General features: G+C 73.2%; 20 protein-coding genes. 14 read left to right on the forward strand and 6 right to left on the reverse strand.

Going from position 1 to position 20,851, the window contains the following annotated elements:
• Positions 1 to 69: 69 nt before the first annotated feature.
• From NL142_RS08200 to NL142_RS08210, 3 genes are all read right to left on the reverse strand, one after another.
• Positions 70 to 849: a hypothetical protein gene (locus NL142_RS08200; RefSeq protein WP_435078720.1), complete on the reverse strand. Its 780-nt coding sequence runs from the start codon at positions 847 to 849 to the stop codon at positions 70 to 72.
• Between the two features lie 371 nt (positions 850 to 1,220).
• A complete protein-coding gene (locus NL142_RS08205) occupies positions 1,221 to 1,994 on the reverse strand; it encodes a hypothetical protein (protein WP_435078722.1) in 774 nt (257 codons plus the stop codon).
• Between the two features lie 314 nt (positions 1,995 to 2,308).
• Entirely contained in the window at positions 2,309 to 3,082 is a 774-nt protein-coding gene (locus NL142_RS08210; RefSeq protein ID WP_435078724.1) for a hypothetical protein, read from the reverse strand.
• 316 nt (positions 3,083 to 3,398) lie between these two features.
• Between NL142_RS08210 and NL142_RS08215 the strand changes: the two genes are divergently transcribed.
• Positions 3,399 to 4,052, forward strand: a complete 654-nt coding sequence (locus tag NL142_RS08215; RefSeq protein WP_194682613.1) for a DUF1990 domain-containing protein — start codon at positions 3,399 to 3,401, stop codon at positions 4,050 to 4,052.
• Positions 4,053 to 4,074: 22 nt separating this feature from the next.
• Here the strand turns inward: NL142_RS08215 and NL142_RS08220 are convergent, their stop codons facing one another.
• A complete protein-coding gene (locus tag NL142_RS08220; RefSeq protein WP_435078726.1) occupies positions 4,075 to 4,776 on the reverse strand; it encodes an HAD family hydrolase in 702 nt (233 codons plus the stop codon).
• Between the two features lie 79 nt (positions 4,777 to 4,855).
• On the opposite strand from NL142_RS08220, the gene hemW reads away from it, so the two are divergent.
• The gene (gene hemW, locus NL142_RS08225; RefSeq protein WP_435078728.1) at positions 4,856 to 6,079 is read left to right on the forward strand and encodes a radical SAM family heme chaperone HemW; all 1,224 of its coding nucleotides are present in this window, start codon (positions 4,856 to 4,858) and stop codon (positions 6,077 to 6,079) included.
• Positions 6,080 to 6,098: 19 nt separating this feature from the next.
• Here the strand turns inward: hemW and NL142_RS08230 are convergent, their stop codons facing one another.
• Both NL142_RS08230 and NL142_RS08235 read right to left on the reverse strand, forming a co-directional pair.
• A complete protein-coding gene (locus NL142_RS08230; protein ID WP_104236779.1) occupies positions 6,099 to 6,512 on the reverse strand; it encodes a VOC family protein in 414 nt (137 codons plus the stop codon).
• A 10-nt stretch (positions 6,513 to 6,522) separates the two neighbouring features.
• The gene (locus NL142_RS08235) at positions 6,523 to 6,918 is read right to left on the reverse strand and encodes a DUF4870 domain-containing protein (RefSeq protein ID WP_194682609.1); all 396 of its coding nucleotides are present in this window, start codon (positions 6,916 to 6,918) and stop codon (positions 6,523 to 6,525) included.
• A gap of 186 nt (positions 6,919 to 7,104) precedes the next feature.
• Between NL142_RS08235 and hrcA the strand changes: the two genes are divergently transcribed.
• The 12 genes from hrcA to NL142_RS08295 all read left to right on the forward strand — a co-directional run bounded on the left by hrcA (position 7,105) and on the right by NL142_RS08295 (position 20,738).
• Complete coding sequence (hrcA, locus tag NL142_RS08240) at positions 7,105 to 8,127, forward strand: heat-inducible transcriptional repressor HrcA (RefSeq protein WP_194682608.1); 1,023 nt, start codon at positions 7,105 to 7,107, stop codon at positions 8,125 to 8,127.
• A gap of 60 nt (positions 8,128 to 8,187) precedes the next feature.
• Positions 8,188 to 9,303 carry a molecular chaperone DnaJ gene (gene dnaJ / locus NL142_RS08245; RefSeq protein ID WP_104236776.1) on the forward strand — a complete coding sequence of 372 codons (1,116 nt, stop codon included), beginning with the start codon at positions 8,188 to 8,190 and terminating at the stop codon, positions 9,301 to 9,303.
• Between the two features lie 2 nt (positions 9,304 to 9,305).
• Positions 9,306 to 10,058 (forward strand): 16S rRNA (uracil(1498)-N(3))-methyltransferase, encoded by a 753-nt coding sequence (locus tag NL142_RS08250; protein WP_435078732.1) that lies wholly within the window; start codon positions 9,306 to 9,308, stop codon positions 10,056 to 10,058.
• A gap of 28 nt (positions 10,059 to 10,086) precedes the next feature.
• Entirely contained in the window at positions 10,087 to 10,443 is a 357-nt protein-coding gene (locus tag NL142_RS08255; protein WP_012038254.1) for a histidine triad nucleotide-binding protein, read from the forward strand.
• On the forward strand, positions 10,430 to 11,479 hold the full coding sequence (locus tag NL142_RS08260; RefSeq protein WP_435078734.1) for a PhoH family protein: 1,050 nt from the start codon (positions 10,430 to 10,432) through the stop codon (positions 11,477 to 11,479). Before NL142_RS08255 ends, NL142_RS08260 begins: the two co-directional genes overlap by 14 nt.
• Positions 11,476 to 11,937: an rRNA maturation RNase YbeY gene (ybeY, locus tag NL142_RS08265; RefSeq protein WP_043669058.1), complete on the forward strand. Its 462-nt coding sequence runs from the start codon at positions 11,476 to 11,478 to the stop codon at positions 11,935 to 11,937. Before NL142_RS08260 ends, ybeY begins: the two co-directional genes overlap by 4 nt.
• 8 nt (positions 11,938 to 11,945) lie before the next feature.
• Positions 11,946 to 13,268 (forward strand): hemolysin family protein, encoded by a 1,323-nt coding sequence (locus NL142_RS08270; protein WP_194682605.1) that lies wholly within the window; start codon positions 11,946 to 11,948, stop codon positions 13,266 to 13,268.
• Positions 13,261 to 14,328: a GTPase Era gene (gene era, locus NL142_RS08275; RefSeq protein ID WP_194682604.1), complete on the forward strand. Its 1,068-nt coding sequence runs from the start codon at positions 13,261 to 13,263 to the stop codon at positions 14,326 to 14,328. The genes NL142_RS08270 and era overlap by 8 nt, the downstream gene beginning before the upstream one ends.
• A 108-nt stretch (positions 14,329 to 14,436) precedes the next feature.
• Positions 14,437 to 15,948, forward strand: coding sequence for a sensor histidine kinase (locus NL142_RS08280; protein WP_435078737.1), 1,512 nt, complete (start codon positions 14,437 to 14,439; stop codon positions 15,946 to 15,948).
• A gap of 53 nt (positions 15,949 to 16,001) precedes the next feature.
• Positions 16,002 to 16,688: a response regulator gene (locus tag NL142_RS08285; protein ID WP_012038260.1), complete on the forward strand. Its 687-nt coding sequence runs from the start codon at positions 16,002 to 16,004 to the stop codon at positions 16,686 to 16,688.
• Positions 16,689 to 16,773: 85 nt separating this feature from the next.
• Positions 16,774 to 18,177, forward strand: coding sequence for an alpha/beta hydrolase (locus tag NL142_RS08290; protein ID WP_435078740.1), 1,404 nt, complete (start codon positions 16,774 to 16,776; stop codon positions 18,175 to 18,177).
• Complete coding sequence (locus tag NL142_RS08295) at positions 18,174 to 20,738, forward strand: bifunctional lysylphosphatidylglycerol flippase/synthetase MprF (protein WP_435078742.1); 2,565 nt, start codon at positions 18,174 to 18,176, stop codon at positions 20,736 to 20,738. Before NL142_RS08290 ends, NL142_RS08295 begins: the two co-directional genes overlap by 4 nt.
• Positions 20,739 to 20,851 lie beyond the last annotated feature (113 nt).

Raw genomic sequence — 20,851 nt, forward strand, 5'->3', positions numbered from 1 at the left:
ACTCCCGCACGCACGACGCGCCCCCTGCCTCGAGAGGCAGGGGGCGCGTCGTGTGTGCGGGGCGGTGCGTCAGCAGACGGTCGGCGTCGGGGAGCCGGCGGCGACCCACTGGCGGAACGTCAGCGACAGGCCCTCCGGAGCGGCCGTGCCGATGTAGCGGATCTCGGTGCTGCCGGGGGCGGAGCAGTACTTGTCGAACGGGAAGGCCTGCAGGACCTTCGGCGTCGGGCGCCCCGCGTCAAGCCAGGTGTCGTAGCTGATGGGTCCGTCCGCGCCCGTGATGGGGTCCTGCCCGACGATCGTCTCGAGCCAGGCGAGACGCGAGTAGCCGCTGTCGGCACGCACGTCGACCGGGGGGTACCCGAGGGTGCGCCACTCGGCGAAGCTCATCGTGTGCCACTCGGCGGCGTCCGATCCCCAGAGCGTGCCGGTGCGGACGAGGAGCTCGTCGGACGTGGGGTACTGGAAGACGAGGGAGGAGATCGGGAGCACGTTGCGCGTGGGGGTCGGCGATCCCGCGCGGCGCCACTCGGCGCCGGACAGCGACGCGGTGAGGCCGGAGTGCGTCCCGATCACGTCCGCGAAGACGGTGCTGCTCCAGGGGAGGACGCGGTACTCCACATCGGCGGGCACGGGACGCGGGAAGCCGTCGGCCTTCCACTCCGCGAAGGTCGCATAGCCGATGCCGGGCTCGTCGGCGGAGATGGAAGACTCGTGGACGAGGGAGTCGCTGAAGGGGACCGAGTAGTAGGTCCCCCCGGCGGCGGCCTGCGCGGGCGCCGCGGCGAGCAGCGATCCGCCGAGGGCGAGCGCCCCGACGAGGGCGAGGGCGGGCAGTGAGCGGTTCATGGTGGCCTTCCGGTGGTCGACGACGAGCGTCGGAGAGGGTGGATGGGGTGGAGGGGAACAGGAGCTGCGGCGTCCATGTGGCACGTGCGCATCGGGGTGATCCGATCCGCTCCGACCCGTTCCGGCTTGCCGTCGCACGCTCAAGCTAGCGGTTCCCCGCGTCGCCGGAATCCCTTTCTGATCACGGTTTCATCACGTAGGAAATGACCCCTGGACGGGGTGGCGCGAGGGGATGAGAGGCCGTCACCACGTGGGGTGATGACACGGGATCCGACCCGTGCTACGTCCCGATCGGCTGTCCGAGTCCCGGAGGCGCGACGCGCCCCCTGCCTCGAGAGGCAGGGGGCGCGTCGTGCGTGCGGGATGGTGCGTCAGCAGGTGACCGGCTTCGGCGAGCCGGCGACGACCCACTGGCGGAAGGTCATCGAGAGGCCCTCGGGAGCGGCGAGGCCGACGTAGCGGATCTCCGCGCCGCCCGGAGTGGAGCAGTACTCGTCGAGCGCGAAGGCCTGGACGACCTTGGGTGTCGGGCGGCCGGCGTCGAGCCACGTGTCGAACGTGATCGGACCGGACTCGCCCGTGTACGGGTCGTCGCCGACGATGGTGTCGAGCCAGGCGAGGCGCTCGTACTTGCTCCCGCTGTGGATGTCGATCGCGGGGTAGCCGAGGCTCCGCCACTCGCCGAACGTCATCGTGTGCCATTCCGCGGCGTCCGTGCCCCAGCCGAGGCCCGTGCGGACGAGCAGCTCGTCGGAGGTCGCGTTCTGGATCACGAGGGACGCGCCGGGGAGGACGTTGCGCGTGGGCGTCGGGGATCCCGCACGGCGCCACTCGGCGAGGTCGAGCGCGAGGCTCACGACAGTTCCCTGCACGTCCGCGAACACCGTGCCGTCCCAGGGGAGGGCACGGTAAGCGACCTTCGCGGGGACGGGACGGGGGAATCCGTCCGCCTTCCACTCGGCGTAGGTGGCGAGGGCGGAGCCGGGATCCTCCGCGTCGTCCCCGGCGACGGAGATCAGCGAGTCGCTGAATGGCACCGAGTAGTAGGTGGTGCCGGGTGCCGCCTGGGCGGGCGCCGCGGCGAGCAGCGTGCCGCCCAGGGCCAGGGCCCCGACGAGGGCGAGGGCGGGCAGGGAGCGGTTCATGGTGTGGCCTTCCGATGGGCGACGCCGAGGCGTCGAGGGGGGTCGAGCGGACCGAGGTTCCGCCTGTTCCGGCTCGGCCTCGCAGGCTCAACGTATCCGCTTTCCACCGTCGCGGAATACCGCTCTGATCAAGGTTTCATCACGTCGAGGACCACCCCCGGGAGGGGGTTGGACCAGTGGATGAGGGGCAGCAACCACGGGAGGGATGCGCGCGGCGCCTGGACCTGCTGTGCGCGCGAGCCGGACGGCGCCTGAACGCGAAGACGCGCCCCTGCCTCGAGAGGCAGGGGCGCGTCATGGCGCTGCGGGAGTGGTCAGCAGGTGGCGGGCTTCGGCGATCCGGCGGCGACCCACTCGCTGAACGTCAGAGCCATGCCATCTGGAGCGGCCTGGCCGATGTAGCGGATCTCGTCCGCGCCGGCAGCCTGGCAGAACTTGTCGCCATCGTAGGAAGCGACCACGGCGGGCGTGGGGCGGGCGAAGTAGTCCCACACGTCGAACGGCACCGGGCCGGTCTCGCCCGTGCTGGAGATGGGCCCGACGAGCGTCGGGTTCCACGAGAGCTTCGTGAAGATGCGCGGCGAGGTCCGGTCGACCGCCGGGTAGCCGAGGTGCGCGTACTCGGCGAAGGTCAGCTGGTGATAGCCCGGCTCGTCAGTGAACGAGGAGGAGCCCTGGACGACGAAGATCTCGTCCGAACCGCTGTACTGGAGGATGGACGACGCGGCCGGTACGCGGTCGGTCCGCGGCGTGGGGGATCCGGCCCGGCGCCACTCGTCGTAGTCCAGCGAGATCGAGAACCGCGCGCCGCCGGCCGTGCTGTCGGCCTGGACCGTGGACTCCCATGTGAAGCGCACGTAGACGGTGGTGGCGGCGCGGGGCGCAGGGCGGCCGGCGGCCGACCAGTCCTGGAACGTGGCGGGGTCCGCGTGCGGGCGCCCGTCGACGGTCGTCACCTGGAAGAGGGTGGAGTCGTAGGGCACCGAGTAGAAGGCGCCGTTCGTGGCGGCGGATGCGGGGGTCGCGACCGAGAGCCCGCCGACGGCGAGGGTGCCGGCGACGGCGAGGGCGGTGAGGGAGCGGAGCACGGGAGGGCCTTCCGGGGAGCGACGACGAGCGTCGGGAATGGGGGGCGGCGCTCGGGGAGCCCGGCGTCGAGTGAAGGCTATGGCTCCGCGGGGAACGGCGATGGGCGCCCAGGTCACGATCCGATGACGGACCGGGACCCCGTACACCGCCGGGATGAAGACCTGATGGGGCGGGTAATCCGGGCGGATGACGTCGGGCTCCTCGGGCGGCGCCGGTCCCCCACCGCCGCCCCCGCACGGGGCGTCAGGGGTCGACCCGGCGTGCCCTACCTGGCGCGCGCGGGGACGCCCAGCGACACGCCGTAGTCTGATCCGCATGCGCCGCAGCACCTACACCGCGACCGCCGTCACGTACGGCTCCGTCGGCGGCACCCAGGCCGTCGACCTCATGACCTACCCGCCCGAGGGCTACCGTCCCGCCGAGGCCAGCGCCCGGCTCGGCAGCGGCGACGAGCGCTTCGAGCAGGCCGTCGCCCTCCTCATGACGTGGGGCGTCCAGCGGGGCAGCGGGATCGAGGTCACCCGCATCGAGCAGGAGGTCCCGGACGACCCCGGCTACCAGGGGCTGGAGTTCGACGAGGACGGGGTGCCCCAGGTGCCCGTCGACCGCCCGCGCGAGACGCTGTACGGCGACGACGGCACCGCATGGATCACGTCGGGCACCTCGGCGGTGCTCCGCATGCCGTTCGGTCCGTTCCACCCCGAGGCACCCGTCCGCGTCGTGTACACCGTGCAGGAGACCGACCGGGTCGGCTTCGCCTACGGCACGGTGCACGGTCACCCGCTGAGCGGCGAGGAGGCGTTCCTCGTCTCCCGGGAGCCCGACGGCAGCGTGTGGCTCACCCTCCGCGTCTTCTCGAGACCGGCGTCGTGGCCGATGCGGCTCGCGAGCCCGGTCCTGCGCATCGTGCAGGGCGTCTTCATGCGCCGCTACCTGCGGTCGCTGCACCCGGCGGTCGCGTCCGCCTGATCCGCTGAGCGGCCGAGCCGCGTCAGCGCGCGGCGAGCCCGTCCAGGTAGGCCGTGACCTCGTCGTGGCCCACCGCGAGATCGAGCACCACGACGGCCGCATGGGCATCCGGCGACCGCAGCTGCTCGACGTCGTAGGCGCCCGTGGCTACGGCCACGAACGGGAAGCCGGCCGCCTCGGCCGCGACGCCGTCGGCGGGGGTGTCGCCGATGATCACGACGGTCGCCCCGGCCAGCGCGTCCGCGGCGCGGCGCGTGAGGTCGCTGCGGATCCTGGCCTCGTGCCCGAAGAACGACGCGTCCCAGTCGAACAGGTCGACGTCGAGCCCCGCGCCGTCGAGCTTGTAGCGCGCGCGGAGCGGCGAGTTGCCGGTGAGCAACGCGTTCACCCAGCCGCGCCCGTCGACGTCGGCGACGAGCCGCGGCACGCCGACCGGCACCTCACGCCGACCAGCGCCGTAGTGCTCGACGCGGGACATCCCCTCGAGCTGCTCCCGGACGGCCGCGTGCAGCGACGCCGGCAGGCCGTAGAGGTCGAGGGTCTCCCAGATGATCTGCCCGTCCGTCTTCCCGTGCGCGTGGACCGTGCGGTCCTCGAGCTCGACGCCCGCGGCGAGCTCGATCGCGCGGTGGTACATGCTGCCCGCTCGCGGGCCGTTGAGCAGGAGCGTGCCGTCGACGTCCCAGAGGACGTGCAGGGGCCGGGGCGAGGGGGCGTCGGTCATGCCCCCATCCTGCCGGAGGACTCGGCGGGCCTCGACGGAGGCGGACCCGGGCGCCTCCCGGCCGGGGGATGATGGACGGATGCCGTCCGCCCTGCCCCTCGCCGATCCCGCCCCCGCCGACGGCCTGCTCCCCGCCTCCGCGTCGGTCGACGCCGAGACCCGCGCGTTCGGCGTCTACCTGCACGTGCCGTTCTGCCGCGTCCGCTGCGGCTACTGCGACTTCAACACCTACACGGCGCCCGAGCTCCGCGGCGTGAAGCAGTCCGACTACGCGTCGCAGGCCGTGCAGGAGGTGCGCTTCGCCGGGTCCGCCCTCCGCGACTCCGGCGTGCCCGTCCGGCCCGCGTCCACCGTCTTCCTCGGCGGCGGCACGCCGACGCTCCTCCCCGTGGAGGACCTCGTCCGGATGCTCGACGCCGTGCGCGACACGTGGGGCATCGCCGAGGACGCCGAGGTGACGACGGAGGCGAACCCCGACAGCGTCGACGACGCGTACCTCGCGGCCCTCGCTGCGGGTGGGTTCACGCGCGTGTCCTTCGGCATGCAGTCCGCCGTGCGGCGCGTGCTCGCCACGCTCGAGCGCACCCACGATCCCGCCCGGATCGCCCCCGTCGTCCGCGGCGCCCGGGCCGCCGGCCTCGAGGTCAGCCTCGACCTCATCTACGGGACGCCGGGGGAGACCATCGACGACTGGCGCGCCTCGCTCGAGCAGGCGATCGCGCAGGAGCCCGACCACCTCTCCGCCTACGCGCTCATCGTCGAGCCGGGGACGAAGCTCGCGCGGCAGATCCGCCGCGGTGAGGTGCCCGAGCCCGACGAGGACCTCCAGGCCGACATGTACGAGCTCGCCGACCGCATGCTGGGCGAGGCCGGCTACGAGTGGTACGAGGTGAGCAACTGGGCGCGCGACGGCCGCCGCAGCCGCCACAACCTCGCCTACTGGCAGGGCCACGACTGGTGGGGCGTGGGACCGGGCGCGCACAGCCACGTGGGCGGCGTCCGCTGGTGGAACGTCAAGCACCCGGCCGCGTACGCCGACCGCGTGCTCGCGGGGGCGTCGCCCGGCGCGGGTCGCGAATCGCTCGACGATGCGACGCGCGAGGTGGAGCGCGTGCTCCTCGGCGCGCGGATCCGGGACGGACTGGCCATCCCGACCCTCACGACGGAGGGGCGCCGGCAGGTCGCGGGGCTCATCGCGGACGGCCTGGTGGATCCGCGTGCCGCTCTCTCCGGCACGCTGGTGCTCACGCTGCAGGGGCGCCTGCTGGCCGACGCCGTCGTGCGCCGGCTGCTCGAGGACTAGGCGGCCGCCCGGCCGGTCGTCAGAGGACGACCGCGCCCACCACGTCGCCGGCCTCGCGCTCGGCGTCGCTGCGCTCCACGCAGAACTCGTTGCCCTCGGGATCCGCGAGCACGACCCAGCCGCTGCCGTCCGCGTTCCGCCGGTCGGCCACGAGCGCGGCTCCCAGCGCCAGCACGCGGTCGACCTCCTCGTCGCGCGTGCGGTCGTCGGGCGCGAGGTCGAGGTGCACGCGGTTCTTGCCGGCCTTCGGCGCGTCCGCGCGCTGCAGGATGATGCCCAGCCCGGAGACGGGGTCGCCCAGCCACGCGGCGTCCTGGCCCGGGAGGTTCGGTTCGTCCGGATCCTCCGCGAAGCCCGTCACGCCGGCCCAGAAGAGGGAGAGCGCGTGCGGGTCGAGGCAGTCGATCGCGACGTGCCGGATCCTCGCGCTCACGGGCATCCGCCTACTTGATCCACCGGATGTTGAGCGGGTAGCGGTAGGGCCGGCCCGCCTGCACGCGCGTGCCGCCGATGATCGCGAACACGATGTTGACCACGACCACCGCGAAGATCACGAGGCCGAGGAGGAGGTTGAGGATGATCCCGAGGATGGGGATCACGATGAAGATCGCCTGCAGCACGTTGAGGATGACGAGCGCGCCCGCGACGTTGATGGTCCAGTTGGTCGCCTCCTTGCCCTCCTGGTCGGTGAACCGGCCGCGCTCGCGGAACACGAGCCAGACGATGAACGACGGCACGATGAGGATCGCGAGGAAGTGCGTGAGCGACGCCCAGAGGCGGTCCTCGCTCGGGGTGAGCGGAGCGGGCGCGCCGTACGGGTGGGGATCGGGTGCGGACATCGCGGGGAGCCTCTCGGTGCCACGCGACGGCCGGGGACCGGCGGACGCGAGCGGATCGTGGGTGGGCCGGGCGACGCCTGGCCCGTCCACGCTACCGCCGACGACGCGCGACCGGCAACGCCGACCACCGCCGCAGCCGCGGTACGATTGGCAGTCAGAACCGACGAGTGCCAGGAGGGAGCCGCCATGGTCTCGGAACGCGGGCTCGACGTCCTCCGGGTGATCGTGCAGGACTACGTGTCCTCGCGGGAGCCCGTGGGCTCCAAGTCCATCGTGGAGCGCCACGCCTTCGGCGTCTCGGCCGCCACCATCCGCAACGACATGGCCCTCCTCGAGGAGGAGGAGCTGATCGCGGCGCCGCACACGTCGTCCGGTCGCGTGCCGACCGACAAGGGGTACCGCCTCTTCGTCGACCAGCTCGCCGACGTGCGTCCGCTCACGCCCGCGCAGCGCCAGGCCATCCACGTGTTCCTCGGCGAGTCGGTCGACCTCGACGACGTCCTCGCGCGCACCGTGCGCCTCCTCGCGCAGCTCACCAACCAGGTCGCGCTCGTGCAGTACCCGTCGCTCGCGACGAGCCACGTCAAGCACGTCGAGCTCGTCGCGCTGTCCACCACGCGCGTGCTCACCGTGCTCATCACCGACACGGGCCGCGTCGAGCAGCGCGTCGTCGAGCTGACGGGCGACCCGGACGACGCGTTCCTGGCGGTCATGCGCACGCGGATCAACCAGGCCGTCGGCGGTCTCGGCCTCGCCGAGGCGGCCACCCGGCTCGAGACGCTGTCCGACGAGGTCGAGCCGGCCCAGCGCGCCGCGGCATCCGTGCTCGCGGGCACGCTCGTCGAGCAGGTGCTCGCCAACCGGCAGGAGCGGCTGCTGCTCGCCGGATCCGCGAACCTCGCCCGCACCGAGCGCGACTTCCCCGGGAGCATCTCGCCCGTCCTCGAGGCCATCGAGGAGCAGGTGGTGCTCCTGCGCCTGCTCGGCGAGATGGAGGCCGACCAGCACGGAGTCTCGGTGAGCATCGGCCGGGAGAACGCCCCGTTCGGCCTCGGTGAGACGAGCGTGCTCACCAGCGGCTACAGCTCGTCCGGCGGGGTGCTCGCGCGCCTCGGCGTGCTGGGTCCGACCCGCATGGACTACTCCACCAACATGGCGTCGGTGCGCGCGGTCGCGCGCTACCTCTCGCGCCTACTCGAGGAGCGGTGACCGCCGCACGCCGGCGCACCGCCCCCAGTTCCCACGACCATCACCACCGAAGGGCCCGACGTGGCTGACCACTACGAAGTACTCGGCGTGAGCCGCGAGGCGACGCCAGAGGAGATCAAGAAGGCGTACCGCAAGCAGGCGCGCCAGCTCCACCCGGACGTCAACGACGCCCCCGACGCCGCCGAGCGGTTCAAGCTCGTCACGCACGCGTACGACGTGCTGTCGGATCCGCAGCAGCGCCAGCAATACGACCTCGGTCCTCAGGCCGGGTTCGGCGGGCAGGGCGGCCAAGGCTTCGGCGGGTTCGGCGACATCTTCGAGACGTTCTTCGGCGGTCAGCAGGGCGGCGGCGGACGCGGTCCGCGCTCCCGCCAGGAGCGCGGCCAGGACGCGCTGCTGCGCGTGGAGGTCGAGCTCGAGGAGGTCATCTTCGGCGTGCACCGCGACCTCGAGGTCGACACGGCGGTCGTCTGCGACACGTGCCACGGATCCTGCGCCCAGCCCGGCACGAGCGCCGTCACGTGCGACATCTGCCGCGGATCCGGGAGCATCCAGCGCCAGGTGCGCTCGCTCCTCGGCAACGTGATGACCTCGAGCCCGTGCGGCACCTGCCGCGGCTACGGCACCGTCATCCCGCACCCGTGCCCCACGTGCCAGGGCCAGGGCCGCGTCCGCGCGCGCCGCACCGTGCCGGTGGACATCCCGGCCGGCGTCGACACGGGCCTCCGCCTCCAGATGCCGGGCTCCGGCGAGGTCGGTCCCGCGGGCGGCCCCAACGGCGACCTCTACCTCGAGATCAAGGTCAAGCACCACGAGGTCTTCAGCCGCAACGGCGACGACCTGCTCGCCACGGTCGAGGTGAGCATGGTCGACGCGATCCTCGGCAGCGACGCCCACATCGAGGCGCTCGACGGCGACGTCGACCTGGAGCTGCGCCCCGGGATCCAGAGCGCCGAGATCATCACGGTGCGCGGCCGCGGCGTCACGAAGCTCCGCGGCTCCGGGCGGGGTGACCTCAAGATCGGCATCCAGGTGGTCACGCCGCAGAAGCTCGACCACAAGGAGCGCGACCTCATCCAGCAGTTCGCGCGCCGCAACAAGGCGCCCGCGCCGCACCTCGCGCACTTCCAGCAGGGTCTGTTCCAGAAGCTCCGCGACCGCTTCCTCAACGTCTGACCGTGGCGCACTTCTACCTGGCCGACGACATCGGCGCGTCCGACCTCGCGGTCGGCCGCATGCTCGTGCTCGCCGGGCAGGAGGCCAGGCACGCGGTGACGGTGAGCCGCGTGCGCGCAGGCGAGGGGATCCTCGTCGGGGACGGACGCGGCACCATCGCCTCCGGCACGGTCACGTCGGCCGAGCCGCAGCGCCTGGAGCTCCGCGTCGACTCAGTCGAGGCGCACCCCGAGCCGACTCCGCGCGTGGTCCTGGTGCAGGCCCTCGCGAAGGGCGACCGCGACGAGCTCGCCGTGCAGGCGGCCACCGAGCTGGGCGTCGACGCGGTGATCCCGTGGCAGGCGCAGCGCTCCGTCTCCCGGTGGGAGGGCCAGAAGGTCGCCAAGGGGCGGGATCGCTGGCGCGCGATCGTCCGCGAGGCCGTGAAGCAGTCCATCCGGCCCCGCGTGCCCGAGGTGGAGGCGCTCGCGACGACGAAGGACCTCGTGCGCATGGCCGGGACCACGCGCGTGCTCGTGCTCGACCCGACGGCCGACGCGCGGCTGTCGCGGCTCGACCTGGCGACGGTCGGCGGCGACGGCGCGACCGACGTCCTGCTCGTGGTCGGACCCGAGGGCGGCATCGCCCCCGCGGAGGTCGAGGCGCTCCGAGAGGCGGGGGCGATCCCGGTCGCGCTCGGCTCGGGGATCCTCCGCACGTCGACCGCGGGGCCCGCCGCTCTCGCGCTCGTCAACGCCGCGCTCGGGCGCTGGTGACGTCGCGGGTCCCGCGTAGGCTGGGCGCATGACCAGCAGCGCAGAGCCCACCGTCTTCGAGCGCATCGTCGCGCGCGAGATACCGGCCGAGATCGTCGCGGAGACCGACCGCGTCATCGCCTTCGAGGACATCGCGCCCAAGGCCCCCGTGCACGTCCTCGTGGTGCCCAAGACGGCCGCGTACCGCGACGTCGTCGAGCTCGCCGCGGGAGACCCGGCGCTCCTCGCGGAGGTCGTCGAGGTCGCGTCGCGCATCGCCGCCGAGCGCGCGGGCGGCCAGTTCCGCCTCCTCTTCAACACGGGTGCTGACGCCGGCCAGACCGTCTTCCACGTGCACGCGCACGTGCTCGCCGGCTTCGACCAGGGGGACCATGTCGGGCTCTGACCCGCGGCGCGCCGCATCCACGGAGGATGACCGCGTCGAGCAGACGGCGACGATGGACGGCGTGCTCATGGTGCGCCTCCTGGGGCCGCAGGACCGGCTGCTCCGGCAGATCGAGCGCGAGCACCCGGACGTCGACGTCCGGGTCCGCGGCAACGAGATCACGCTCGTCGGCACGCGGGCGGACGTGGCAGCGGCCCGTCGGCTCATCGACGAGGTCGTGGCGATGGTGGAGGACGGACAGCACGTGGAACCCCAGGAGATCGAGACGAGCGCACGCCGGCTCGGCGAGGACGACGCGCGGACCCTGTCCGACGTGCTGAGCGAGGCCATCGTGCAGTCGCGCGGCCGCGTCGTGCGCCCGAAGACGCAGGGCCAGAAGCAGTACGTGCAGGCCATCGACGAGAACACCATCGTGTTCGGCATCGGACCCGCCGGCACCGGCAAGACCTACCTCGCCATGGCGAAGGCCGTCCAGGCGCTGCAGCGCAAGGAGGTCGAGCGGATCATCCTCACGCGCCCGGCCGTCGAGGCGGGGGAGCGGCTCGGCTACCTGCCCGGCTCGCTCACCGACAAGATCGACCCGTACCTGCGCCCGCTCTTCGACGCGCTCAACGAGATGATGGATCCGGAGCTCGTCCCGAAGCTCATGGCCTCGAACACCATCGAGGTCGCCCCGCTCGCCTACATGCGCGGCCGCACGTTGAACAACGCGTTCGTCGTGCTCGACGAGGCCCAGAACACCACGCCTGAGCAGATGAAGATGTTCCTCACGCGCCTCGGCTTCGGCTCGAAGATGGTGGTGACGGGCGACATCACCCAGGTCGACCTGCCCACCGGGTCGAGCGGCCTCCAGCTCGTCACGCGCGTGCTGGACGGCATGGACGACATCCACTTCTCCCGCCTCACGAGCGACGACGTCGTGCGGCACACCCTGGTCGGCCGCATCGTGGACGCGTACACGCGCTACGACGCGGAGCGCCAGGCCGCCGACCACCTCAGCGCCGAGCGCCGATCGACCCCCGGGAGCACCCGATGAGCATCGAGATCAACAACGAGTCGGCGATCGAGGTCGACGAGCCGCTCATCCAGCGGCTCGCGACGTACGCGCTCGACACCCTGCACGTGCACCCGGACGCCGAGCTCGCCATCGTGATGGTGGACGAGGGCGCGATGGAGCAGCTGCACGTGCAGTGGATGGACGAGCCGGGGCCCACCGACGTCCTGAGCTTCCCGATGGACGAGCTGCGCCCCGGCACCGAGGACCGGCCGACGCCCGCGGGCCTCCTCGGCGACATCGTGGTGTGCCCGCAGGTCGCGGCCGAGCAGGCGGTGACGGCGGGGCACTCCACGATGGAGGAGATCCTGCTGCTCACGGCGCACGGCATCCTGCACCTGCTGGGCTTCGACCACGCCGAGCCCGACGAGGAGCGCGAGATGTTCGGGCTGCAGCGCGACATCCTGATCGGGTTCGCCATGAGCGAGCGCGGGCGCTGACCGCCTCGATGCTCGCCCTCCTCCTCCCCGCCTTCCTCCTCGTCGTCCTCGGCGGCCTGTTCGCCGCGGCCGAGTCCGCCATCTCGTCGCTGTCCCGCGCGGACATCCAGGAGCTCGCGGCCACCGCGCGCGCACGACGCGCGCTGCTCGCCATCTCCACCGACACCGGGGCGTACATCAACGCGCTCGGCTTCGTGCGGATCATCGCCGAGACCGGCGCCGCGGTGCTCGTCACGCTCGCGCTGGCCTCCACGATCGACGAGTGGTGGATCACGCTGCTCGTCGCCGCCGCGATCATGACGGCCGTCTCCTTCGTGCTCGTCGGCGCGAGCCCGCGCTCGGTCGGCCGCGTCCACGCCCGCCCGCTGCTCGCGTGGACGGCGCTGCTCGTGCGCGTGATCCGCGTGGCCATCGGGCCCATCGCCGACGCGCTCGTGGCCCTCGGCAACCGGGTCACGCCCGGCCGCCCGAAGACCGTCGCGACGTTCACGAGCGAGGAGCAGCTGCTCAGCATGGTCGACGAGGCCACCGAGCTCGAGGTGCTCGAGGAGGACGACCGGGAGCTCATCCACTCCATCTTCGAGTTCAACGACACGGTCGTGCGCGAGGTGATGATCCCGCGCACCGACATGGTGGTCGTGGAGCAGACCGCGCACGTCGGCTCCGCGCTCGGCCTCTTCCTGTCCCGCGGCATCTCCCGGGCGCCGGTGACGGGACGCGACTCCGACGAGATCGAGGGCGTGCTGTACCTCCGCGACCTCGCGCGCATGGTCTACGAGCGGCCCGAGGAGGCCGAGCGGACGACCGTCGACCAGCTCGCGCGCCCCGCCGTCTTCGTCCCCGAGTCGCAGAAGGCCGACGCGCTGCTCCGGCAGATGCAGCTCGAGTCGAACCACCTCGCCATGGTCGTCGACGAGTACGGCGGCATCGCCGGGCTCGTCACGCTCGAGGACCTCATCGAGGAGCTCGTGGGCGACATCAGCGACGAGTACGACCGCGACGTGCCCGAGTTCGAGGACCTCGGGGACGGCGTGTACCGTGTGAGCGCCCGGCTGCCCATCGACGAGCTGGGCGACCTGTTCGGGCTCGAGCTCGACGACGACGACGTGGACAGCGCCGGCGGCCTCCTCGCGAAGACCCTGGGGCGCCTGCCCGAGCGCGGATCCGTGGTGCGCGTCGGCGGGCTGGTCCTCACGGCCGACCGGGTCGAGGGGCGGCGCACGCGCATCAGCACGATCCTCGTCGAGCGCGACCGCGCCGACGACCCCGACGACGACCACGAGGCGGCTCCCGCGGGCGCCGCCGCCAGCAGAGGACACGACCATGACTGATCCCCGCGACGACGCGACGCCCGTCGAGGAGACGGCGGCGGACGGGACGCCCGCAGCCGGGACGGCCGCAGCCGGGACGGCCGCCGAGCCCGCCCCGCTGTCCGACGAGGCCTGGGGCATCGACCGCGCCGCGGAGCCGTCGCGCGCGAAGCGCAAGCCGCGCGGGGGAGCGCCCGCGTACCGCGCGGGCTTCGTCTCGTTCGTCGGCCGCCCGAACGTGGGGAAGTCCACCCTCACGAACGCGCTGGTGGGGGAGAAGGTCGCGATCACGAGCTCCAAGCCGCAGACGACGCGCAAGGCCATCCGCGGGATCGTGCACCGGCCGGACGGGCAGCTCATCCTCGTCGACACCCCCGGGATCCACCGCCCGCGCACGCTCCTCGGCGAGCGGCTGAACGCGCTCGTGCAGACCACGCTCGGCGACGTGGACGTCATCGGGCTGTGCATCCCCGCCGACGAGCGCATCGGCCCGGGCGACCGCTTCATCAACGAGCAGCTCGACGAGTACCCGCGCGCCCGCAAGATCGCGATCGTCACGAAGACCGACTCCGCGTCGCGCCACGCGGTCGCCGAGCAGCTCCTCGCCGTGCAGGAGCTGCGCGACTGGGACGCGATCGTGCCCGTCTCCGCCGTCGAGGCAATCCAGCTCGACGCGCTCGTGGGAGAGCTGCTGAAGGCGCTGCCCGTCTCGGAGCAGCTATACCCGTCCGACGCCGTCACCGAGGAGGGGCTCGAGGCGCGCATCTCGGAGCTGATCCGCGAGGCCGCGCTCGAGGGCGTGCAGGACGAGCTGCCGCACTCGCTCGCCGTCACGATCGACGACATGATCCAGCGCGAGGACAAGGAGCTCCTCGAGATCTACGCGAACCTCTTCGTCGAGCGCGACAGCCAGAAGGGCATCGTCATCGGCGCGCAGGGGTCCCGGCTCAAGCACGTGGGGCAGGTGGCGCGCGCGCAGATCGAGCCGCTCGTCGGCACGCGCGTCTTCCTCTCGCTGCGGGTGAAGATCGCCAAGGACTGGCAGCGCGACCCGAAGCTGCTCGGCCGCCTCGGCTTCTGATCCGTGCGGGCGGCGCGCGTACATCCCGCGGATGAGATCGGATCGCCTGCACGGGGATCATCGCCCACCGGGAGCTCGGCGGGCGCACGCGGCACGTACGGTGGTCGCATGCTCCGACGGATCCCGAGGTACCAGCTCGTCCTCGACGTCGTCCTCGCCGTCGCGTTCGTGGCCCTCCTCGCCCCCGGGTCGATCGGCGTGGCGGCCGCGAGCGCGTTCGGCGTCTTCGCGTCCACCACCTCCGAGATCTCCGTCGTCCTCGTGCTCGTCATGGGGGCCGCCCTCGCCGTGCGCCGCGTCTCGCCCGGGCTCTCCCTCGCCGTCGCGTGGACGGGCGCGATCGTCCAGATGGGCGCGGGCGCGGGCGTCGAGCCAGGCGACCTGGCCGTCGCGGGCGTCGTGTACTGCACCGCGGCGTACGGAGGCCGCGTCGTCCGCGCGCTGGGCCTCGCCTCCGCCATCGTCGGCGGCGTGGTCGCCGCCTGCTACCTCTCCTACGCGTCGGGCCGAGTCCCCGTCGGCAGCGCGGCCTTCAGCACGGGGGAGTGGACCGCGTTCGCGACCCTCTTCCTGTTCCTCCTCCTCTGCGCGTGGAGCGTGCTGCTGGCGTCGTGGACGGCCGGACGCCTCGTGGTCGCGTCCCGCGCGTCGCACGCGAGCCGGGACGCCCAGGAGGCCGCAGAGCGCGACCAGGCCCGAGCGCTGCAGGACGTCGTCGTCGAGCAGGAGCGCAACCGGATCGCGCGGGACATGCACGACGTCGTCGCCCATTCGCTCGCCGTCGTGATCGCGCAGGCCGACGGCGCGCGCTACGCCCGGCTGGTGGATCCCGAGGCCGCGGACGAGGCGCTGCGCACCATCTCCACTACCGCGAGGCAGGCGCTCGGCGACGTGCGGATCCTCCTCGCGCAGCTCCGGCACAGCGAGGACGACGCCCCGCAGCCCGAGCTCAAGGAGCTGAGCGACCTCATCGACCAGATGCGCTCCACGGGCCTCACCATCGAGTTCGTGGAGACGGGCCAGCCGGGCGAGTTCGGCACGGGACAGCAGCTCGCCGTGTACCGGATCGTGCAGGAGGCCCTCACCAACGTGCTGCGCCACGGCGACGTCGGGCACCCCGTCGAGGTCGAGCTCGCGTGGGAGCCGGACGGCGTCTCGGTGTCGGTGCGGAGCCGGACGCTCCCGGATCCTGTGCGCCCCGCCCGCACCACGACGGGCATCATCGCCCTCCCCGTGCTGCCGCCCGCGCCCGCGACGCCCGCGCAGCCGGTCGGCCACGGCCTGGCCGGGATGCGCGAGCGCGCGACGCTCTCCGGCGGCCGCTTCTCGGCGGGCGTCCGCGACGGCGTGTGGACCGTCTCCGCGTGGATCCCGTTCGCGCCCGCGACCCGCCCCGTGCCCCGCGTGCCCGTCGCCGGCGCGGCCGTCGGCACGGGAGCGGACGCGCCGAGCCGCCCCCTGACCCTCGACGAGCTGTTCCCGCCGGAGGCCGCGGCCGCGGGTACCGCGACGCCCGGAGCGCCTGCCGCGCACGTCAGCCCGCACCGCACGGCGGCCGCCCGCGGGGCAGCCGCCTCCGCGGCGCGCCGCGGGCGCGACGACCGGCCAGCCGGATCCTGACCCGCCGCGCGCCGCGATAACCTCCCCACGCCGACCCCGATCGAAGGACCCCCGTGCCCACCCCACCCATCCGCGTCGCCCTGGTCGACGACCAGGCCCTGTTCCGCACGGGCGTCCGCATGCTCATCTCCTCGCAGCCCGACCTGGAGTTCGCCGGCGAGGCCGCCAACGGGCAGGAGGCCGTGGAGCTCGCGCGCGCCGAGCGCCCCGACGTGATCCTCATGGACATCCGCATGCCGGTGATGGACGGGATCCAGGCCACGGCCGAGGTCCTGCGCGCGGCGGACGCGCGCGGCGAGCGCCCGCCGCGCGTCCTCGTGCTCACCACCTTCGACCTCGACGAGAGCGCCGCGCGCGCCATCCGGGCCGGCGCGAGCGGCTTCGTGCTGAAGGACGCCGACCCCGAGTTCCTGCTCGCCGCGATCCGCACCGTCCACGCGGGCAACTCCGTCATCGCGGCGTCGGCCACGCGCCAGCTGCTCGAGCACTTCGACCCGGGATCCCGGCCGCGGGTCGCGCCGCCCGCGTTCATGTCGCTCACCTCGCGCGAGCGGGAGATCTTCGTCCTCGCGGCGCGCGGCCTCAGCAACGCGGAGATCGCGCAGGCGGAGTTCCTCAGCGAGGCGACCGTCAAGACGCACGTGAGCCGCATCCTCGCGAAGCTCAGCCTCCGCGACCGCGTCCAGCTCGTGGTCTTCGCCTTCGAGCACCGGCTGAACGGATCCCCGACCCAGGGCTAGCCGCTCCCGACCGCCCGGGGCCCGCTCGCATCCCCGTCGGCTAGATTCCCTTCGCCTGTCCCGCTCCCGTCGCCAGAGGACCACCGTGCTCCACGATCTCGAAGACCTGTCGCTGCTGAGCGCCTCGACGGTCACGGCCACCACGCTCGCGCCCGTGATCGGCCTCGTCCTCCTGGCCGTCGTGGCGCGGCGCGCGCGCCAGGCGACCGGTGCGCGCGCCGCGGACCCCCGGCGCACCGCGGGCGAGCTCGCACTCGGCGCCCTCCTCGGCGCGCTGGGCGGCCTGGCCCTCGCCTTCGCGCTCGGCGACCTGATGGACCTGTTCGGGGTGGTCCTGTCCCTGCCTACACGCGGCTGGACGGCGATCGGCGGCATGGGGCTCGGGATCCTGGTCGTCGCCGTCGTGCGCAGCGGCCGCAGCGTCACCGGGGTCGGCGGCACCGGGCGGCCGGCGCGCCGCCTCCGCGTCCTGCACCGCGTGCTGGCCGTGCTCGTGGTGCCCCTGGTCGTGCTCACCTCTGCCATCGGCATCAACGCGGACCTGCAGGAGTACCCGAACGTGGCGGCCGCGTTCGGCCTCACCCGCGTCGGTCCGCTCGACACGTCCGACCTCCCGTCGGCCCAGCCCGCGGAAGGGGAGCCGGCCCCGGACTCCACCGTGCCCATCGAGGAGTCGTGGACGCAGGGCGAGGAGCTCCCCTCGCACGGCCGCGTCGGATCCGTGAGCATCCCGGGCAGGCAGTCCGGCTTCACGGCGCGCGACGCCATCGTCTACCTGCCGCCGGCCGCGCTGGTGCCGGACGCCCCCGAGCTGCCCGTGCTCATCGCGATGTCGGGGCAGCCGGGCAAGCCGCTCGACCTGCTCGCGTCCGGCCGCTTCGAGTCGATCCTCGACTCCTACGCCGCGGACCACCACGGCCTCGCGCCCATCGTGGTCATGCCCGACCAGCTGGGCGCGTCGGACGCGAACCCCATGTGCATCGACTCGTCCCTGGGGAACTCGGAGACGTACCTCACGGTCGACGTGCCCGCGTGGATCCGCGCGAACCTCCGCGTGCTGGACGGCCGGACGTCGTGGTCCCTGCTCGGCTTCTCGCAGGGCGGCACGTGCGCCGCGCAGCTCGGGGCCGCGCATCCCGACGTCTACGGCTCCTTCGTCGACATCTCCGGCGAGATCGGCCCGTGGGCCGGCCCGAAGACCATCGACGTCGCCTTCGGCGGCTCGCACGACAGGTACGCGGCGTCGATCCCCTCGGCCGTCATGGCGAGCCGCGCCCCCTACGCCGACACCCAGGCCGTGTTCTGCGTGGGCGAGGAGGACTCCGGGTACCGTCCGGGCGTGGAGCAGGTGGAGGCGGCCGCGGTCGCCGCCGGGATCGACGCCCGGCTGAGCATCGCGCCCGGCAGCTCGCACGACTGGGGCACCGTGAAGTGGTGCACGGCCGACGCCCTCCCCACCCTCGGCCAGCGCCTGGGGCTCACCCGATGACCGCGCGCCCCCGCATCCTCACGCTGCAGGGCGCCGCCCGCGCCCTCCTGTCGCGCCTCGTCGCCCAGCCCGTGACCCTCGGCATCGCCGCGGTCATCCTCCTGCTCGCCGTGCTGCCCGCCGTCTCCGCGACGTGGCGGCGCGTCGTCCACCACGAGCTGGCGACCGGATACGAGGCGGTCGTCGAGCGCGGCCACTGGTGGACCACCGCCACGGCGGCCTTCCTCACCGACGGCCCCGTGGAGCTCGTCGTCTCGCTCCTCGCCGTGCTGGTGCTCGTCGGCGTCGCGGAGCACCTCATGGGCTGGTGGCGCACGCTCCTCGGGTTCGTGCTCACCGGCACCGTCGGCTCGCTCCTCGGCATCGCCGTCCAGGCGCTGGGGCTCGTGGACGGCGAGCTGTGGTCCCACGGCGTGCGGGGCATCGCGACGGCGGATCCGCTCACGGCGGTCGCGGGCGTGCTCGCGCTCTCGAGCGCGTGGGCCGGCGTCCTGTGGCGGCGGCGCATCCGGGTGGTGCTCGTCGTCGTGGTGCTCGTGTTCCTGCTCTACTCGGGCCAGCCGAGCGACCTCTACCGGCTCCTCGCGATCCTGGTCGGCGGCGTCGTCGGCGCCCTGCTGCACCGGCCGGCCGGGGGAGCGCTGTGGCAGCGCAGCTCCCACCACGAGGTGCGCGTGATCCTCGCGGCGGTCGTGGCGATCCTCGGCACCGGACCCGCGATCGCGCTCCTGTCCCGCAGCCGCTACGGCCCGCTCGCCCCCATCGCGCTGCTGTTCGTCGACGACCGGGTGCCGGGCGACGCGATCTCCACCCGCTGCCTGTCGAGCGACTTCACGCACGACTGCCTGCAGGAGATCATGCTGGCGCGCATCGGCGGCGGGGTGGGTCCCATCCTCCTGTCGGTGGCGCCGCTGCTCGCGCTGCTGGTCGCCGCGTACGGCCTGGCGCGCGGGCGTCGCTTCGCCGTGTGGCTGGCCGTGAGCGTCAACGTGCTGCTCGCCGTGCTCTCCGCCTACGCGTTCGGGATGCTGGTGCACCGCGACATGGTGTCGCCTCGCCTGTCCGCGTCCCCGTCCGCGCACCCGGAGGCGGTGGCCGCGCTCGTCGCGTCGGTGGCGCTGCCGCTCGGCAGCGCCATCATCCTGGTGCTCCTGCGGCGGCACTTCACCATCCTCTCGACGGCCCCCGCGATCCGGCGCTTCCTCGTGACCACGGGCGTCGCCCTGGCCGGCCTCATGGCGCTGTTCGTGGCCACGGGGCTCGCGCTCTCCGACGCCTTCACGCGGCCGGTCGACCTCAACGACCTCCTGGCCGAGGCGCCCGACCGCTTCATCCCGGCGTCGTTCCTGCGTGGCGAGTCGCTCGACTTCCTGCCTACCGACCCCATCACCGACGTCGTCTACCGCGGTGTCGGGCCGGTCTTCTGGATCATCCTGGTGATCGCGAGCCTGCGCGCCATCGCCGACGTCCGCATCGCCGCCGTTCCCCGGGCGCAGGCGCGCGTCATGCCTGCCCTCCGCCGCGGGGCGATCGGCTCGCTGTCCCACATGGCGACGTGGCCGGGCAACTCGTACTGGATCGCCGCCGACGGGCAGACGGTCGTGGCCTACCGCGTGGTCGGCAGCGTCGCGATCACCACGGCCGCGCCGCTCGGACCGCCCGAGGACGACCGCGCCCTCCGCGACGTCCTCGGCCAGTTCGCGCGCTTCGCCGACGACAACGGGTGGACGCCCGTCTTCTACAGCGTCCCCGCGTCGATGACACCGCTGTTCCGCGAGATGGGCTGGGAGACGCTGGTCGTCGCCGAGGAGACCGTCGTGCGCCCGGGCACCTGGCAGACCACGGGCAAGAAGTGGCAGGACGTGCGCACGTCCATCAACCGGGCGGATCGCGCGGGCATCCGCGCCGAGTGGACCACCTGGGCCGAGCTGCCCCTCGCCTGGGCCAGCCAGATCGAGCAGATGTCCGAGGAGTGGGTCGCGGAGAAGGAGCTGCCCGAGATGGGCTTCACGCTCGGCGGCGTGGAGGAGCTCCGGGATCCCGCCGTGCGGCTCATGCTCGCGATCGACGCGGACGACCACGTCCAGGCCGCCACCAGCTGGCTGCCCACCTGGCGCGACGGCGAGGTGGTCGGCTGGACGCTCGACTTCATGCGCCGCCGCCCCGACGGGATCAACGGCGTGATGGAGTTCCTCATCGCCCGCTCGGCCATGCGGATGAAGGAGGACGGCATCGAGTTCATGAGCCTGTCCGCCGCGCCGCTCGCGCAGACGCGGGCGGCCTCGACCTCGACCGCGGGCGAGCAGGCGGATGCCGGAGCGGAGCGCCAGGAGAGCGCGGTGGAGCGGATCCTCGAGTTCCTCGCCGACTCTCTGGAGCCGGTCTACGGCTTCCGCTCGCTGCTGGAGTTCAAGCGCAAGTTCCAGCCGGAGCTCGTGCCGCTGATCATGGCCTACCCGGACGCGACCGCCCTGCCGACCGTCGGCCTCGCGTTGACGCGCGCGTACCTGCCGTCGACGTCGGTGCGCGACCTGACGCGCGTGCTCCGCTCCGCGCGGTGAGCGCCGTCCGTCGGCCGCCGCGGGTGCGGACCCTCGCGGCGCCGGTGTACCGTGGTCGCATGCAGTCCGGCCGCCTCCTCCTTAGTCGCCGCGGCGAGGCCTGATCCGGCCCT

The organism is Clavibacter quasicaliforniensis (assembly GCF_051201715.1).
In the GTDB taxonomy this organism is placed as follows: Bacteria; Actinomycetota; Actinomycetes; order Actinomycetales; family Microbacteriaceae; genus Clavibacter; species Clavibacter seminis.